Annotated in this window: 14 protein-coding genes; 10 read left to right on the forward strand and 4 right to left on the reverse strand. The window is 45.3% G+C overall.

Going from position 1 to position 16521, the window contains the following annotated elements:
* The first annotated feature begins 10 nt into the window (after positions 1 to 10).
* The 3 genes from yigB to AB4513_RS22935 all read left to right on the forward strand — a co-directional run bounded on the left by yigB (position 11) and on the right by AB4513_RS22935 (position 6063).
* Positions 11 to 727: a 5-amino-6-(5-phospho-D-ribitylamino)uracil phosphatase YigB gene (yigB, locus tag AB4513_RS22925; protein WP_009848213.1), complete on the forward strand. Its 717-nt coding sequence runs from the start codon at positions 11 to 13 to the stop codon at positions 725 to 727.
* Positions 728 to 892: 165 nt separating this feature from the next.
* The gene (locus AB4513_RS22930) at positions 893 to 3391 is read left to right on the forward strand and encodes an EAL domain-containing protein (RefSeq protein WP_009848214.1); all 2499 of its coding nucleotides are present in this window, start codon (positions 893 to 895) and stop codon (positions 3389 to 3391) included.
* A 191-nt stretch (positions 3392 to 3582) separates the two neighbouring features.
* Complete coding sequence (locus AB4513_RS22935) at positions 3583 to 6063, forward strand: EAL domain-containing protein (protein WP_009848215.1); 2481 nt, start codon at positions 3583 to 3585, stop codon at positions 6061 to 6063.
* A gap of 180 nt (positions 6064 to 6243) precedes the next feature.
* Here the strand turns inward: AB4513_RS22935 and AB4513_RS22940 are convergent, their stop codons facing one another.
* Both AB4513_RS22940 and AB4513_RS22945 read right to left on the reverse strand, forming a co-directional pair.
* Entirely contained in the window at positions 6244 to 6840 is a 597-nt protein-coding gene (locus AB4513_RS22940; protein WP_009848216.1) for a tRNA-uridine aminocarboxypropyltransferase, read from the reverse strand.
* Positions 6841 to 6842: 2 nt separating this feature from the next.
* Positions 6843 to 8387: a COG3650 family protein gene (locus AB4513_RS22945; RefSeq protein WP_009848217.1), complete on the reverse strand. Its 1545-nt coding sequence runs from the start codon at positions 8385 to 8387 to the stop codon at positions 6843 to 6845.
* A 39-nt stretch (positions 8388 to 8426) separates the two neighbouring features.
* Here AB4513_RS22945 and AB4513_RS22950 point away from each other — a divergent pair, with 39 nt between their 5' ends.
* A complete protein-coding gene (locus AB4513_RS22950; RefSeq protein WP_017098543.1) occupies positions 8427 to 8894 on the forward strand; it encodes an EVE domain-containing protein in 468 nt (155 codons plus the stop codon).
* Between the two features lie 88 nt (positions 8895 to 8982).
* Here the strand turns inward: AB4513_RS22950 and AB4513_RS22955 are convergent, their stop codons facing one another.
* Both AB4513_RS22955 and AB4513_RS22960 read right to left on the reverse strand, forming a co-directional pair.
* Complete coding sequence (locus AB4513_RS22955; protein WP_009848219.1) at positions 8983 to 9810, reverse strand: Cof-type HAD-IIB family hydrolase; 828 nt, start codon at positions 9808 to 9810, stop codon at positions 8983 to 8985.
* A gap of 190 nt (positions 9811 to 10000) precedes the next feature.
* Entirely contained in the window at positions 10001 to 10981 is a 981-nt protein-coding gene (locus AB4513_RS22960) for an alpha/beta fold hydrolase (RefSeq protein WP_009848220.1), read from the reverse strand.
* 81 nt (positions 10982 to 11062) lie between these two features.
* On the opposite strand from AB4513_RS22960, the gene rhtB reads away from it, so the two are divergent.
* The 6 genes from rhtB (at position 11063) to arsJ (ending at position 16467) form a co-directional block, all read left to right on the forward strand.
* Complete coding sequence (gene rhtB / locus AB4513_RS22965; RefSeq protein ID WP_009848221.1) at positions 11063 to 11680, forward strand: homoserine/homoserine lactone efflux protein; 618 nt, start codon at positions 11063 to 11065, stop codon at positions 11678 to 11680.
* Between the two features lie 45 nt (positions 11681 to 11725).
* Positions 11726 to 12946 carry an EAL and HDOD domain-containing protein gene (locus AB4513_RS22970; RefSeq protein ID WP_009848222.1) on the forward strand — a complete coding sequence of 407 codons (1221 nt, stop codon included), beginning with the start codon at positions 11726 to 11728 and terminating at the stop codon, positions 12944 to 12946.
* Between the two features lie 98 nt (positions 12947 to 13044).
* On the forward strand, positions 13045 to 13386 hold the full coding sequence (locus AB4513_RS22975) for a metalloregulator ArsR/SmtB family transcription factor (RefSeq protein WP_009848223.1): 342 nt from the start codon (positions 13045 to 13047) through the stop codon (positions 13384 to 13386).
* Between the two features lie 101 nt (positions 13387 to 13487).
* Entirely contained in the window at positions 13488 to 14489 is a 1002-nt protein-coding gene (locus AB4513_RS22980) for an ArsJ-associated glyceraldehyde-3-phosphate dehydrogenase (protein WP_009848224.1), read from the forward strand.
* A 26-nt stretch (positions 14490 to 14515) separates the two neighbouring features.
* A complete protein-coding gene (locus tag AB4513_RS22985; RefSeq protein WP_009848225.1) occupies positions 14516 to 15025 on the forward strand; it encodes a cyclin-dependent kinase inhibitor 3 family protein in 510 nt (169 codons plus the stop codon).
* 221 nt (positions 15026 to 15246) lie between these two features.
* Complete coding sequence (arsJ, locus tag AB4513_RS22990; RefSeq protein ID WP_009848226.1) at positions 15247 to 16467, forward strand: organoarsenical effux MFS transporter ArsJ; 1221 nt, start codon at positions 15247 to 15249, stop codon at positions 16465 to 16467.
* The last annotated feature ends 54 nt before the right edge of the window (positions 16468 to 16521 follow it).

The raw sequence follows: 16521 nt of genomic DNA on the forward strand, positions 1-16521 counted from the left end.
AGGTTTAACTATGCGAATTTATCGAGGGTTAAAGCCCATCAAAGCCATGACCTTTGATTTGGATGATACCTTGTACGACAACTGGCCTGTGATCATGAAGGTTGAGAAAGAGATGGCGCAGTGGCTTTATCAAAAGCATCCTGTGTCTGCTTCTCTTTCGTTAGAAGAGTGGCAAGGTATCAAACAGCAAGTCGCCTCTGAAAACCCAGCGTTAAAGCATGATGTCACCGTGTGGCGAGAAACACAGATTAAGCGTGGTTTGTTACAACTGGGGTATTCTCAGCAGCAAGCAGAACAAGCGGCTCGTGAAGGCATAGAACACGCCTTGTGGCTGCGAAATCAGGTGGATGTGCCACAAGAAACGCATCGAGTGATGGCTGAGCTGAGCCAACGTATTCCTTTAGTTGCGATTACTAATGGCAATGTCGACCCACATAAAATTGGCTTGGGGCAGTACTTCCAATTAATCCTTAAAGCCGGTCCTGACGGCAGAGCAAAACCCTACCCAGATATGTTTGATAGAGCTCAGCAATACCTAAATTGTGACGCTGAGAATATTCTCCATGTTGGTGACCATCTTAGAACCGATGTCTGTGGAGCGAAGACAAATGGTTTCCAAGCATGCTGGTTTAATGATACTGGTTCCAATTTATATGATTCCCCTAAGGCAACAGTGCTGCCTGATGTTGAAATAGAGCAACTTAGTGATCTTATGCGATTAACTTAATGGCCGTAGTAAGCTTAATGTGTCGCATTTATGATATTGAATTGTTACATTAGTCACAATTAAATGCCTGTTTAGGCTAGGATAATTGGCGACTACTTTTGATCGGAATTTTTGATTCATAGTAGTACGGGTTCTCATTTCACTCGATTTCGAACAAGGGTTGGCATGCAAACATTTACATTTCTCGCAAATACTGAGGAGTTATTTAAGTCTCAATTTGATCAGCGAGAGTGGTGTGACAGCAAACAGTACCTTATTCAAATTTTCTCTGCTCAGTCCTCTGATATCGCTCGTCGAATTGCCAATGCAGCCCTCAATCGCATAGGGCATGCGACGTTAATCGGTCAGAGCGCCCGTTATGTTATCTGTGATAACAGCCTGAAGCATGAATGTACCTTAGTCGTCGTCAGTGAATTTAACGATACCCATTTAACGTCTACAGTTCAGACGTTTACCGGAAACCCAAATCAAGACAGCCAAGATCTCGCTTCTCAATTAAACCTTACAGAAGAAACCAAAACGGTTATCAGCTTGTGCGATCAGGTTGAAGGGCGTGACTATCCTATTTATAGCGCCTTTGAGAGTTTACCTTACGCATTACCAGTTGCTGGTGGGCTGTGCCACGAGAATGGATATGGCCGTTGGGTTATGCATAATGAGCAAACCTACCAACATGCTTGTGTTGCGGTTGCATTGACTAACCCTAGCTTAAAGATTTGGTCGGACGCGTATTCTGAGTGGAATCCTATTGGGATGAAATTGCGAGTGACACACGCAGTTGGAAATCGTTTATATGCGTTGAATGACAAGCCGGCTATCGAGGTGTTCAAACATTACCTTGCTGATGGTAAAGATCTCCCTTTTAGTCAGTTGATGAGCTTCCCCCTGTATCGAGAGCTCGGCAGAAAGAAGTGCATCTCGACGCCTCTACGTATTAATGATGATGGTAGTATTGAGTTTGATAGCCCTTGGCATGTCGGCGAAGAGGCCCAGTTTTGTTATAATCATCCTTCTTTGACCGCAGAAAAAGTGCGTCACGGCGCTGAGATGCTTGCCGTGCATCAGCCTGAATCTGTGATCATCTATAACTGTGTATCTCGACTAGAATTTATCGACAGTAAACTTGAGCTCAAACCATTTGAAGGGATAGTAAACGCGTGTGGTGCATACTGCATGGGCGAACTATATCGCAACGACGATCGCCAAGAGATACTGCATCACAGCCTTACCTATATTGCGATGAGAGAGTCGGACGAGATTAATGAGTTTCGTTGCGAAGATTTTAAGCGAGACTCAACGGTATCGCCACTACTCAACTTAGTCAGAAATGCGGTCGCAGATCTTGACAGTATGAATACTCAGATGGAGAACAAACTCCATCAACAAGCACGTCGCTTAACTGAAAGCTACCGTATTGACTCTCGCACTGGGCTACCTAACCGTATTGTATTAAAAGAACGCCTCAATACGATTTTATTCAATGAACATCTGTTGACGCTGAAGCTGACTAATTTTCATCAAGTTAACGAAAAATACGGTTATCAAGTGGGTGACCAATTACTGCTTGATCTGTCGAATCATTTTGTCAACCGATTGCACCTTAGTGTGGCTACGGAATCCAAGGTAAAGGTTGAACTGTTCAGTATTGGTGTCGGTGAGTGGGCAATTATCTTTAACGCGAGTGTCGATAGCGTGAAGATAGAGCAACGTTTCGTCGAGTTTGCTGATGGTATTGAGCATATTAATTTTGAGCCATATGGATTAACCGACATAGACTACCTTTCGGTTTCTCTGTGTGGTGGTTTCGCTAGTCGCTGTGATTTCTTAGCTGATAGCGGTGATGAGATCTTGTTGAAAGCGATTGAAGCTCGACGCTACGGGGTGCGGAACAATACTCACATCACTAATGCCAAAAACATTCAGGTGAGTGAGGAAGATCGTAAAGAACAACTAGGCTGGCTGAGCTGTGTAAGCCGCGCAATCTTAGATCAGAACATTATCACCTACTCACAGCCGATTGTGGCGTCTGGTACTCACGAAATGATTGGCCAAGAGTGTTTGGTCAGAATCATGGAGTCGGACGGTACCATTGTACTCCCTGGTAAGTTCTTACCCATTATTGCTGACACGCATCTCTATACTCGCCTTAGCCGGCACATGATTCGAAACACCATTGGCTACATGGCAAATAAGCAGAGTTCTTTTTCAATCAACCTATCCCCACAAGACTTACTGAGCGATAAGACGCTTGAGGTTCTCGAGTCAGCGATTAGTGGTATGAACGACCCTACTCGACTTGGTCTAGAGGTTCTCGAGTCTGAACAGATCAAAGATTATGGCCGCATGATAGAAGTGTGTGATCACTTCCGTGCTCTTGGGGCGAGAATCATTGTTGATGACTTTGGTTCTGGTTATTCCAATATTGATGAGATCATTAAACTTGAGCCGCAGATCATAAAGCTCGACGGTAGCTTGATTCGCAATATCGACAAAGACCCAAAGCAAAGGAATATCGCCTCTCAATTAGTACGCTTGTGTCAGGTGTTTAACGCCAAAACAGTTGCCGAATTTGTCCATAACCAACAGGTTTGTGAAATTGCAGAGCAAATGGGTGTCGATTATCTGCAAGGTTATTACTTTGGTGAGCCTAAGCGACTGTTTTAGTTATTAAAGCCCTCAGACCTTAACGTCACTTGCTTTTAAAGTGCTTCACTGGCACTGATGATGGCTCTTTAGTAGAATGAATGATGTCTAACTAGCGTCACATTATTTATCAGACGATTGTAAGTATTCCGTGCAAGCTTTATCTATAATAAGCACAATAACAAATCATTAACGTAACGATTAATGTGAATATGCAATCGACCTCTTTCCAGATACAAGACATTAAGTACACCCAGCGTGAATTGCAAAAGATAGATTTTCATCCACATGACAATCTACTGATTCAGGTGTTTTCTTCTTTCGAGAAAGATTCGGTGTTGGCTGCCTGCCAAGTAATCCAGTCGACTTTCCCCAACGCCAAATTGATTGGTTGTAGTGCTAATCACTACATCAGCCAAGGTGTAATCCTGCATAAAGGTCTCTATGTTATTGTTACTCGCTTTGAAGCGACGTCTTACACTTGTGGGGTTGTCGAATATAGCGAGCAGCCTCGACGGGATAGCCAAGCGATGTGGCAGCAGCTTGAATGTAATGCTGATACTCAAAGCATTATCTGTTTCGCCGATCGCTTGCAGATAAATAACCAAGATCTATTTTCAGCGTTTGAGCAGTCGATATATTCATTACCTGTTTGTGGCGGTGCATCGACCATTACAGAGCATGGACGATGGGTGATGCTCGATGGTATTTGCTATGAAAATGCCTATGTCATGTTAGCACTGCACAGTGTTGAACTCTCAATTACTAAGGGGTATTACTGCGAATGGAACCCCATTGGTCGTACCTTCCGAGTGACTGATGCTCAAGATAATCGGCTAGCTGAATTGGACGGTATACCTGTCCGAGAAGTCTATAATCGTTACCTCGCTGACGGTCTCGAAATCCCTTTTGAGCAACTGTATAACTTCCCCTTGATGGTCGGTGAACCCAAAGACCAGAACACTCACTTACCGCTCAAGGTGACAGAGGGCGGAGAGATCGAATTCAGTGGGTCGTTTCAGGTTGGTGATGAGGTGCGGTTTTGTTATGACCATCCTTCATTGACCCTAGAGCAAATCCGATTGGGCGTTCAACAGATTGCTTCCCATAAGCCAGAACAGTTTTTTATCTACAACTGTACCTCTCGCATTGATTTCATTGATGGCAACCAAGAGGTTGAGGTTTTCCAAGCATTAGCGGACACCTATGGCGTTTACTGCATGGGAGAGCTCTATCAAGATAATGGCCAGCAACGAATTTTGCATCATAGCCTCACTTATCTTGCGCTTAGGGAAGGTGAGGGCAAGGCGGTATTGCCATTAGAGACACAACCCGCGACCAATATTTCCCCTCTGTTTTCATTGATACGAAATGCTCTGCTTGATGTCGATGACATGAACAACAGCATGGCGAGTAAGATTCAACAGCAAGCGACCGCATTGACCGCGAGCTACCGAATTGATCGCCGTACAGGCTTACCTAACCGAAGCGTATTGCGTGAAAAGCTGTCAAAAATGAGTACCGATAGTCATTTGTTGGCTTTGAAAGTCACGACATTTGGCCAAATCAATGAGAAGTATGGCTATCGAGTCGGTGACAAGCTTCTGCATGATTTAAGCGAGTATTTTCAAAAGGCGCTGTGGCAGTTCTTTGATGAGGGGTGTCAGCTCTATAGCATTGGTATCGGTGAGTGGGCGGTGGTGTTTGATAGCTGGGTGGGGCAAGAACATATTCATCAGCGTTTTTCTGAATTTGCAGACCAAACGGAACATGTGAATTTTGAACCAACGGGGTTGCCTGATATTGATTACCTGTCGGTATCCATCTGTGCGGGTATAGCCAGCCGTCGAGATTTTCCTACGACCTCGATTGATGATTTGTTGTTGAAGGCGATTGATGCTAGGCGCAGCGCCGTGAGTCAGAACAAGCATCTAGTGAGCGCCAAGACGCTCATTCAATTGGAGAAGCATCGCCAAGAGCAGCTTGGCTGGCTGTCGTGTGTCAGTCGCGCGGTGCTTAATCAGAATATTGTGGCGTGTTCCCAACCTATTGTCTCGGCACACAGCCATCAGGTAGAAAGCTATGAGTGCTTGGTCCGAATTGAAGAGGACGGTCAGTTGATTGCACCGGGTAAGTTCTTGCCAATCATAGAAGGAACGCATCTCTATACGCGCCTGAGTCGCCAGATGATAACGCGTACCTTTGATTTTATGAGTCAGCGAACCGATTCGTTCTCAATTAACTTGGCGCCACAAGATTTTAGCAATGAGAAAACCATTCTTCACCTTGAGCAAGCCATCAAGAAAATCAGTCACCCACAGCGTATTGGCTTAGAGGTGTTAGAAACGGAACAAATTCAGGATTACGGTCGCTTGATCGAGGTGTGTAATCACTTCCGCGACCTTGGTGTGAATATTATTGTTGATGACTTTGGTTCCGGCTATTCGAACATTGATGAGATATTGAAGTTAGAACCACAAGTCATAAAGCTTGATGGCAGTTTGATTCGCAATATCGATAAAGATAAGAAACAGCGCAAGATCGCTCAGCAACTGGTGAGTTTATGTCAGATTCTGAATGCTAAGACGGTGGCTGAATTTGTTCATAACGAACAAGTGTGCCGTATTGCGGAAGACATGGGTATCGATTACCTGCAAGGTTACTACTTTGGTCAGCCTCAACGCTTATTCTGATAGGGAGAGTAGAATCTCTTTTCAAGGAACAGCTAGAGTGTGCGTTTCACGTGAAACACTAAATGGTTCAATAGATTAAAGTACGATGTAAAAAGGGTGAGCTCATGGCTCACCCTTTTTGTTTTCAGTATCTGTCCCGCCCTAAAATGTGCTTATTGCCTTCCCGTGCTCTTGCTTGATCTATTTGAGAGCATGGCCACATTTGTCGGCGTGGAATACTTTTAGATACTGTTGGTAGTAGTCATCAATGAGCTTGGCAGGTTCGCTTTCACCTAAAGATTTGAGCAACTCAATGCCCACTTCGCAAGTACACAAATGGCCACTGTCTTGATTGCGGCGCAAGGTGTAAGAGGATTCACTGGTGATGTCGAGATGAACTTGTGGGACTGCTTGTAACCACGAGCTCTTGTTAAGCATCTTCTTCGCTTCTTGCCATGTGCCATCCAAGATGATGAATAGCGGTTTACGATTCTGGGCTTGGGTCATCACAGCTTGCTGACACTCGATGCTTTGATCACTTGGGAATAACAGAAACGGTTGTCGTGTTTCATCTTCAAGCAGTGCCATTAGCTCCGCTGGTGGTGTTTTCCTTTGCCATACCAAGGACTGACACTGCTCAAGAGATTGCTGAAGCAGCTTTCCGGTGTTGGTGTCTCGCGACAGCTCATTCTCATGAGTCAATAGTACAAGATCAGTTTGGCTTTCAACCGTCGGTATTAGATGACAAACGCACTGGTGAGTGAAGCCACAACCGGGGCAAGCTTGTTGGTTACTCATGTTTACAGCTTTACTCCACTTTGTGCGGGTGAGATACCATCAGCAAACAAAACCACGTCGCTGATATCAGCATCATCTGCAACTGGAGCGACACTTGGGTTTAGCGGGTAGCTGACACCTGAGTATGACAGGGTGTGTTTTGCAGGTGTAGCACCGCCGCCACTGACATTGAAGATCAGATCCTGCCAGCCGTGGTTTTGCGATTTACCTAAGCGTATGTCGCCCTTAACCAGTGTCACTCGGCTATTGAAGCGCCAGTTATCTTGATGGTTTTCGAAAATTAGCAATGTACAGCCACCAGAGCCACACCAATCGAGCTGGGCAAGCAGTTCTTCCTTACCATCGCCATTTAAGTCGTAGGTTAACCAGCGGTACTTGGTATCGTCAGGTGAGCTGTTGTTGATCTTAAAATACTCACGGATCGCTTGGTCGACTTTTAGATCAAGTTGATCACTGGAGTTCACCTGCTTTGCGGTTAGATCAACGTTAGCGGTGGTGTTTACTTGCGCTTGTGCATTCTTAGCTTCGAATAGCACCAGACCGCCATTGGCAATCGGGTAGACAACGTTGCCCACTTTCTCTTTTTCAGCGACGAGCTTACCGTTATCGAGCGTGAAGATGCGCTCAGAGATCAAATACTGTTGCTGGTGGCGAGTCATAACCACTTGTACCTGATTTTGATTCAGTTGCTGCCAGAAGCCCTGTTCAACAATAGAAGGGTCTCCATTGCTGTATGAATAAGTCGTGATAGCACTGTGGTCATCGTTGAGTTCAAGGTTGATAGAGAATCCAGTGTTCTGCGTTGAGCTCGCGAAGTAGAGCCCACTCCAGTCCAGTGTTGAGTCTTGGTTAGAGACCGTTGCACAGCCATTATAGTTACTGTCATTGAGGTTAAGCTTGGCATGCCATCCATAGATAGAATCACTCATACCGTCGCTACAGCTCTCCTTCGTAAGGTTGAGTTTGCCTTGTGCTGTTTTACCCTCTAATTGGTAATCACGACTGCTTGGTGTGGTGCGGCTCGATTCAATATCAAGGAGCTGTGGCTGTTCGCCCATCTTGGTGTATTTGAGCTGGTCTTTATCGAAGGTTGCTGACCAAAAGGGTTCGTTACCGAATACTCGTGTTGAACGCAGTGGTTGGTCACAACGATTAGGGTTTTCTGCGGTTAGGATATTCACTTGATCAACCACGAAACGTGCCGTGAAATCTGCGTTATACCCGGTTTGGCTCGGTACGGTTAGGTGACCAATCAGCTCGCCATATAAAGCTTGGTAAGGTCTCGTTGAGAGCCCTTGTGCTTCTAGCGCTAACTCTGGAGATAAGTTTAACCAGTATTGTTGTTGGCTACCGCAAGGGGTGAAGGTTCGGCTTTCATGGCCAACCACAACCTGACCACGCATGATGAAGGTTTGCGGTTGAATGCTCAGTGGCTCATCCAAGGTTGCTGGTGGTAGTTCTGGCTTTTGGGGAGCATCTGGCGCTGTGACACAGCCTTGTAGAGTGAATGCGACTAGCCATGTCACTGGGTTTTTCATTACCTTCATGTTATATCTTCCTCGGAGCAACCGTTAATTGGATTTATTATGGCATATTGGTTATTTAAAACAGAACCCGACACCTTTTCTATTCAGACTCTGAGAGTACAAAAAACCTCTTGTTGGGAGGGTGTACGCAACTATCAGGCTCGAAACATGATGCGTGATGACGTCAAGCTTGGAGACTTGGTGATGATATACCATTCATCATGTAAAAAAGTTGGCGTGGCGGGGATCGCGAAAGTAACCAGAGAAGCCTACCCAGACCACTTTCAGTTCGACCCAGAGAGTGATTACTACGACCCTAAGTCTTCGCCCGATAATCCACGCTGGATAATGGTTGATGTTGAGTTTGTGCGAGTGACTGAACGCTTGATTCCTTTGGCAACACTTAAAGCCATGCCTGAACTGTCAGAAATGCCACTGGTTAAACGGGGCAACCGATTATCGATCATGCCGGTTACCGAACAAGAGTGGCAGGCAATATTAAGCAAAGAAATACAGGGTTCTCGATAGCGTTAGAGAGAGCTTTTTACGTAAGGTTCAAAAAAGGCAGCTAGTTGGCTGCCTTTTTATTTATTCAGATCTCTTCGACGAGACGAGATTAGAGCAGGTGCTTTTCTAGATAGTGAGCAACGGCGTCGTCTGCGTTGCTGCCAATCACTTCATTGTCTGGTAGAGCTTTCATCACTTTTTCATGTGATGTGCCCATGATTAGACCTTTACCCGCCATCGCCAGCATCTCTGCGTCATTCATGCCATCACCAAAGGCAACACAGTTATCCAGTGTTAGGTTCAATGATTTCGCAACAGCGTCTAAGGCGTGGCCTTTAGATACTTCAGCGGCCATCACTTCTAAACACCAAGGTGTTGAGAAGGCGATGTTCAGTTTGTCTCCAAACGCATCTTTTAGCTTTTGCTCAAACGTGACCAGATATTCGTGGTCTTGCTCTGGATGTGTGAAGAAGACTTTAGCAATGCCGTCGCTTGGGGCATTATCAGCTTCAAATCGCTTGTAGCTAAAGCCAGACTCACTATGGAACTTAGCGAGCATTTCGTCTTCACGGTCGAGTAGCCAATCTTCATTCTGGTACATATGAATAAAGATATTTGGATCTTGGCGAACAATATCAATAACCGGTTGAACTAATTTCTGAGGGACGTCCTGGCTATACATCAGTTGATCGTTCTGGTCGTGTACGCGAGCACCGTTTGACGTGATCATGTATGCCGGAATCCCTGCAATTTGACGAATCCCTGCTACGTCGACGTGATGGCGACCCGTAGCGAAGATAAAGGTGTAACCTTGCTCGTGTAACTTCTTAAGCGTTAGTTTGGTAAAGTCGCTTAGCTGATGGTTGGGAGCCAAAAGCGTACCATCTAAATCAGAAGCAACAATTTTCACGGAATCTTTAAGTGCAGGAATAGTCATTTAACCCTCATTGCAAAATGCTTAGCAAATATCAATACTAGCCAACGCTAGCATCGTTTTAACCACAATATCTCTAGGTGGAAATTGTATGCCAATTTCATGCAAGAAAAGAGGGCAAAGCTCACTTACTTCTCTTCCTCTTTAGCGCTTATCTTCTTGGTCGGTTACTTAGCCTATTAGCTTATTCGATCTAGGCAAAAAACTGATTGATAGCATCCAGTGTGTGATTACGGTATTCATCTTGCTCAAACAGTACCTCATGCCTAGAACCCTCAATCACCTTAAACTGGCAATCAGAGTTGGTTTTTTTCAGCTTATTGATGAACTTCACTTGAGCATCGTTACTCACAATCTTCTCTTCCCCTGCCTGAATCAATAGCAGTGGGATCTTGATTTGACGAGTTTGTTGTATTGCCTGCTTGGCGGCCATTAACCCTTGCCATACCCAGCGAGTACTTGGTCCGCCAACCTGCAAAGAAGGGGAACCGTCATATAAGCAACGGAACCACTGATAGCGCACCTTACTGTGGCTTAATAAGTTATTTTCGAAGGGCTTAGAGTAATACGCCTGTTGCCCGGGGGCATAAGTCGGCTTGGCATAGAAAGCGGTGAGAGCTTGCCCAACAAGCATTGCGATAGGCTTGAAGTACCATTCAGTATTTATCCCAAACATCGGAGCGCACAGAGTGACTTTGTCAAACGGGTGGTTGGGATGAGTTTGCAAGTAGCGAGTGGCGATTGTACTGCCCATCGAATGTGCGAGCAGGTAGCGATTGGAATACTTGCTAAGATCAAAACTGGCAATAATGTCAGACATATCTGATACGTAATCATCAAACTCGTGAATGTGACCAATGTCAGAGTCTGTTACCATACGTTCCGACTGACCTTGACCTTGGTGGTCAAATGAATAAACGTCATAACCTTGCTGATAGAAATCATAAAAGAGCTCTTGGTATTTTAAGCAGCACTCGATGCGACCATTTGAAATAACAATAGCTTTGGTGTGTGTCGGAGAAGTTAAGCTACACCAGTACAACCTTTTTTTACCAGATGATGTGACATAACCATCCTTTCGTTGTTGCCAAAGGGTGGAGATCGGGTGTTTAATCGCTTGCTCGAACTCAGGTTCTTGCGTGTATGAAAACAGGGTGGCACTGTGGTTTTCCATGGGAAATTACCTGAACTGATGCATGTGAGAGCGTCATCGCTACTAATGTTGTTAGATTAAAGAACTAGTAAGGAAATGCAAATGGATACTCATGTTTGGCTTGCTTATGTCGTCACGGCGATTTTGTTTAGTTTGGCACCGGGCTCAGGTACCGTTAACTCAATCAGCAATGGGCTCAGCTATGGCACCAAGAAGTCACTTGCGTCGATCGTAGGCTTACAGCTCGGTCTTGCATTTCATATTATGCTGGTGGGAGCGGGTATTGGTGCACTAGTGGCAAAGTCCGCCTTGGCATTTACCATCATCAAATGGGTAGGCGTGGTTTATCTTCTATGGTTAGGCATTCAAAAGTGGCGTGATAAGTCTAGCTTGGTGGCTTCAGAAGAAAAATCAACGCTATCGAGTGGCAAGCTGCTCAGAAATGCAGTGCTTATCAATTTGACTAACCCAAAATCTATCGTGTTCTTAGTTGCTCTGTTTCCGCAATTTATCGATCCGACACAACCGCAAGCACCGCAGTTGTTGGTGCTTGGAGTGACCACTGTATTTATTGATAGCGTGGTTATGTTGGGTTACACCTCATTAGCTTCACAAATGGGACGTTTTATTCGCTCAGATCGCATAATGGGTAAGATAAATAAAATATTTGGTGGTATGTTCATGGGTTGCGGCGCTTTGCTGGCTGCTGCCAAAGCTTAATGAAAGTAATAGAGTTATAGTTAAATCAATTAGAGTTATCAATAAATGACCGCTACGTACGTTGCTCGACAACCTATCTTAAACCGTAACAAGAACACGCTTGGTTATGAGCTGCTGTTTCGTGACGGTGATAGGAATGCCTACCCCGCGCATATTGAATCTAATCGAGCAACGTATCGCCTGATCGTTGAAAACTTCTTGTCCGTTGGGCTTAACCCTTCGATCCCATCTTCACGCTGCTTTATTAATTTTCCGTATCAGAGCTTGATTCGCCGTCTTCCAATGAGCTTACCGAAAGATAAGGTCGTAGTTGAGATTCTTGAAACCTGCCAACCGACCGATGAGCTATTAGAGGTAATCAAAGAGCTTTATCAAGCAGGGTATATGATTGCCCTAGATGACTTTACTTCGACACCTGAGTGGGAACGTTTCCTTCAATATACGCATATTGTTAAGCTTGATATCATGCAGATGGGGTTGGATGCGGCGTGTGAGTTAGTCAAAAAGCACGAAGGGAAGAAGTATAGTTTTCTTGCTGAGCGGGTTGAAACGGAACAAGAGTTCCAACAAGCGAAAGAAGCAGGGTTTAAGTTTTTCCAAGGCTATTTCTTTAGTAAGCCAGAAATCATAAAGACTAAGTATATTAGCCCAGAGCAAGTGATAGCGATGGAGCTATTCCAAGAGGTCTGTAAGCCGGATGTCGACTTCCAACGTGTTGAAAGCATCGTCGCGAAAGATATTGCCTTATCCTATAAGCTTCTGCGCTTTGTGAATACTATGTCACCCCGCCTTGAGGTCACCATCTCTTCATTTCGTCAGGCCTTGGTTTATTTAGGGCAAGAGAAATTGAAAATGTTTGTCTCGCTAGCAGTAGCGTCTTATGTCTCTGATAAAAAGCCCAAAGAGCTGTATGGCCTGTCTTTGCAGCGTGCGCAGTTTTGCCAACGGATGTCTCGTTACCAAGTATTTAAAGGGCATACTGAACAAGCCTTTATGATTGGTTTGTTCTCATTACTTGATGCGTTGCTCGATCTGTCGTTAGAGAACTTAATTGAACAATTACCGTTATGCACAAGTATTAAGGTCGCCTTGCTGCGCAGAGAAGGTCCATATGGCGCATTATTAGCACTTGAAGAAAGTTTCGAACATGCTGATTGGCAAAAGATTGATGATCACTGTGCTGATCTAGGGTTGAACGTGGAACAAGTGAAAACAGAACTCACTGAAGCTCGACGTTGGAGCCATATTGTTACCAACAAGCTCTGATATTCTTCGTTAAACTTTTATGACAATGAAAACGCACGCCTTGACGTGCGTTTTTTTACAACTAATATATATGTACATCCATATATGAGTATGTAGTTATGCTTCCTCACCAATTTTTTAAATTACTGTCTGATGAAACGCGAGTGCGTTGCTTAATGTTGATTGTGCGCCAAGAGTGCCTATCTGTTGGTGAGTTGACTCAGGCATTACAAGAAAGTCAGCCAAAGATTTCCCGCCATCTTGCGCAGTTGCGTTCAAACGGAATTTTAACTGACGTTCGCCAAGGGCAGTGGGTGTTCTACCGTCTGTCACAAGATTTACCGGGTTGGATGCTAAAGTTAATTGATGACCTTATCGCATCGAACTGTTTGAAAACTGAATACCAACAGGATATTGAGCGCCTAGAAGCCATGACTTCACGCCCTCAATGTTGCGTTTAAATACATTTAAATTTATTGCCAAAATCGTTGAGATTGCAGTTAGGCATAGTCAACAACACTGCGGCTTCAAACATGAAGGCAATTAACTGAGAGAAAAGAGTATGACAGTCAAAGTAGGTATTAATGGTTTTGGCCGTATCGGCCGTTTAGCACTTCGCGCAGCGTTTGATTGGGCGGAAATTGAGTTCGTACAGATTAACGATGTGGCTGGCGACACCGCGACATTGGCGCATCTTCTTGAGTTCGATTCGGTTCAAGGTCGCTGGAACCACGAAGTCATGGTTGAAGGCGATGAGATGATCATCAACGGTCAACGCATTAGAACTACGCAAGAGCGCGATATCGATGCGATCGATTGGTCTGGTTGCGATGTTGTCCTTGAAGCGACCGGTGTTCACCGTAAGGCATCTTTCCTAAACAAATACCTTGAGCAAGGTGTGAAGCGTGTTGTGGTATCGGCGCCAGTGAAAGAAGAAGGCATTGCAAACATCGTTGTCGGTGTGAATGACGCTATCTTCGATCCAGCGGTACATAAGATTGTGACTGCGGCATCTTGTACGACTAACTGTCTTGCGCCTGTTGTGAAGGTGATTAACGAGAAGTTAGGCATCGAGAACGCAGCCTTTACCACTATTCACGATCTCACCAATACGCAAACTATTCTTGATGCGCCCCATAAAGACTTACGCCGTGCACGTGCATGTGGCATGAGTCTTATCCCGACAACAACGGGCAGTGCAAAAGCGATTGTTGAGATTTTCCCGGAGCTTGAAAATCGTATTAATGGCCACGCGGTTCGTGTACCACTAGCGAACGCTTCTCTGACCGACATCATCTTCGAAGTGAAGCAAGACACCACAGCTGAAGAAGTCAACGCGATGCTGAAAGAAGCGTCTGAGAATGAACTGAAAGGCATTCTTGGCTTTGAAGAGCGTCCCCTGGTTTCTATCGATTACAAAGGCGACCAACGCTCAACTATCGTAGATGCGCTATCAACCATGCTAGTTGGTAAGCGCATGGTTAAGATCTACGCTTGGTACGACAACGAGATGGGCTACGCAACACGTACTGCTGAGCTAGTTCGTACCGTTGGTCTGGCTTAATTTATAAGATTTTTAAGAGATAGATGATGATGATGACAAACTCTCAAGTACACCCAACATGGCAACTAGATCTAGAAACTGGTGCGTTAGTGCTTACTCCGTGCCCAGGAACTAAAGACGCTGACCTAGATGCATCGTTAACGCAACTGAAAGCACAAGGCGTTGAAGCTATCGTGACAGCACTTGATGACCATGAGCTTGCAAGCAAAGACGTTGCGGCACTTGGTGAGAAGACACGTGCGCTAGGCATGCAATGGTTTCAAATCGAAATCGAAGACGACTGTGCACCGGGTGCCGATTTTGCTGCGAAATGGCAGGCGGCGAGCCCTGCACTACACCAAGTCGTGGATAACGGCGGCAAGGTAGCAATGCACTGCATGGGCGGCTCTGGCCGTACTGGTTTGCTGGCTGCACACCTGTTGTTAGAGAAGAGCTGGGACATGAATAAGATTGTTCAAGAGGTGCAGGCACTGCGTCCGGGCGCATTCACTAAAGCCATTCAGGTTGAATACATTAATGGCGTAGCTTCTGCGTAGCTCTTCATTCTTGAACCTGCAGCGTTGTTAACTGCGCAAGTTCACCGGATCGCCGGCCGCCCTAATCACATAGAACACCTATGCTCATAGGGCTGAACTTGCTTGTTGCCTAGCTGCAACTCCAATTATTTTGAGTATAAGTTAAGTGGAAAGTAAGAATTAGAGCTTTTGGACACCTATGATCTAAAAGCTCTTTTTGTTTAGATTGCAGAGATAGCGTTATGTTTTCAAATCTAAGTAAGAGCGTTCGCCAATACATGCTGGTGACCTTCAATTACTGGAACTTCACCATTACTGATGGTGCACTTCGTATGCTGGTGGTCTTGTATTTCTATGACCTTGGCTACAGTTCGTTAGAGATCGCCTCACTGTTCCTTTTTTATGAATTCTTTGGTGTGGTGACTAACCTAATCGGTGGTTGGTTAGGGGCGCGTCTTGGCCTCAATAAGACCATGAATATCGGCTTAGGGATGCAAGTTGTCGCCTTGGGCATGCTCGCGGTGCCAACCGTAATGTTGACCATTCCTTGGGTAATGGCGGCGCAGGCCTTGTCTGGTATCGCTAAAGATCTCAATAAGATGAGTGCTAAAAGCTCGATTAAAACCTTAGTCCCAGATGAGCAGCAAGGTGCGCTTTATAAGTGGATTGCGATTCTAACCGGATCTAAGAATGCACTGAAAGGTGCCGGGTTCTTTATCGGTGGCTTACTGCTTTCGACGATTGGTTTCCAATACGCAGTGCTCGCGATGGCTGCTGTGCTGACCTTGGTCTTCATTGGCAGTTTAGTGAGCTTAGAAGCAGACATGGGCAAAGCGAAAACCAAACCGAAGTTTAAACAAATCTTCTCTAAGTCTGAATCCATCAATATCTTGTCGGCTGCGCGTATGTTCCTGTTTGGTGCTCGTGATGTGTGGTTTGTGATTGCTTTGCCGATTTATCTAGGCAGTGTGTTTGGTTGGGACCACTCATGGGTGGGTGGCTTCTTAGCGGCTTGGACCATCGCATACGGTTTTGTGCAGGGCATTGCACCTAAGATTACTGGTAAAGCACAAGGCAAGGTGCCTGATGGACATGCAGCGCTACTATGGGCGGGTGCATTGGCTATTGTGACTGCCGGTATTGCCTATGCGGTGCAAATTGGCTGGCAACCAGAGCTAGTTATCATCGGTGGATTGATGGTATTTGGTGCCATCTTTGCGGTGAACTCATCACTTCACTCATACCTGATTGTGAGTTACGCGAAAGGCGATGGGGTTTCTCTTGATGTTGGTTTCTACTACATGGCAAACGCGATGGGTCGCTTGATTGGCACGATATTGTCGGGCTTGGTATTCCAGATGGCCGGTTTGTCTGCGTGTCTGTGGGTATCCTTCGCATTCTTAGCGATAACGACGGTGATCTCTCTGCGTTTACCTAAAGTGCCTGAAACATCAACTGCATGAGCCTCATTTGTAAGAGTTAAAGTCGCATAACCTAGAGTCGAATGAGCTAAATTC

Origin of the sequence: Vibrio sp. 10N.222.54.E6 (assembly GCF_041473955.1) — a bacterium.
Lineage (GTDB): Bacteria > Pseudomonadota > Gammaproteobacteria > Enterobacterales > Vibrionaceae > Vibrio > Vibrio tasmaniensis_A.

Bases quoted from the DNA above. Each gene is read 5' to 3' on its own strand.
- yigB (WP_009848213.1), top strand. From the start codon at position 11: ATGCGAATTTATCGAGGGTTAAAGCCCATCAAAGCCATGACCTTTGAT.
- AB4513_RS22930 (WP_009848214.1), top strand. From the start codon at position 893: ATGCAAACATTTACATTTCTCGCAAATACTGAGGAGTTATTTAAGTCT.
- AB4513_RS22935 (WP_009848215.1), top strand. From the start codon at position 3,583: ATGCAATCGACCTCTTTCCAGATACAAGACATTAAGTACACCCAGCGT.
- AB4513_RS22940 (WP_009848216.1), bottom strand. From the start codon at position 6,840: ATGAGTAACCAACAAGCTTGCCCCGGTTGTGGCTTCACTCACCAGTGC.
- AB4513_RS22945 (WP_009848217.1), bottom strand. From the start codon at position 8,387: ATGAAGGTAATGAAAAACCCAGTGACATGGCTAGTCGCATTCACTCTA.
- AB4513_RS22950 (WP_017098543.1), top strand. From the start codon at position 8,427: ATGGCATATTGGTTATTTAAAACAGAACCCGACACCTTTTCTATTCAG.
- AB4513_RS22955 (WP_009848219.1), bottom strand. From the start codon at position 9,810: ATGACTATTCCTGCACTTAAAGATTCCGTGAAAATTGTTGCTTCTGAT.
- AB4513_RS22960 (WP_009848220.1), bottom strand. From the start codon at position 10,981: ATGGAAAACCACAGTGCCACCCTGTTTTCATACACGCAAGAACCTGAG.
- rhtB (WP_009848221.1), top strand. From the start codon at position 11,063: ATGGATACTCATGTTTGGCTTGCTTATGTCGTCACGGCGATTTTGTTT.
- AB4513_RS22970 (WP_009848222.1), top strand. From the start codon at position 11,726: ATGACCGCTACGTACGTTGCTCGACAACCTATCTTAAACCGTAACAAG.
- AB4513_RS22975 (WP_009848223.1), top strand. From the start codon at position 13,045: ATGCTTCCTCACCAATTTTTTAAATTACTGTCTGATGAAACGCGAGTG.
- AB4513_RS22980 (WP_009848224.1), top strand. From the start codon at position 13,488: ATGACAGTCAAAGTAGGTATTAATGGTTTTGGCCGTATCGGCCGTTTA.
- AB4513_RS22985 (WP_009848225.1), top strand. From the start codon at position 14,516: ATGATGATGACAAACTCTCAAGTACACCCAACATGGCAACTAGATCTA.
- arsJ (WP_009848226.1), top strand. From the start codon at position 15,247: ATGTTTTCAAATCTAAGTAAGAGCGTTCGCCAATACATGCTGGTGACC.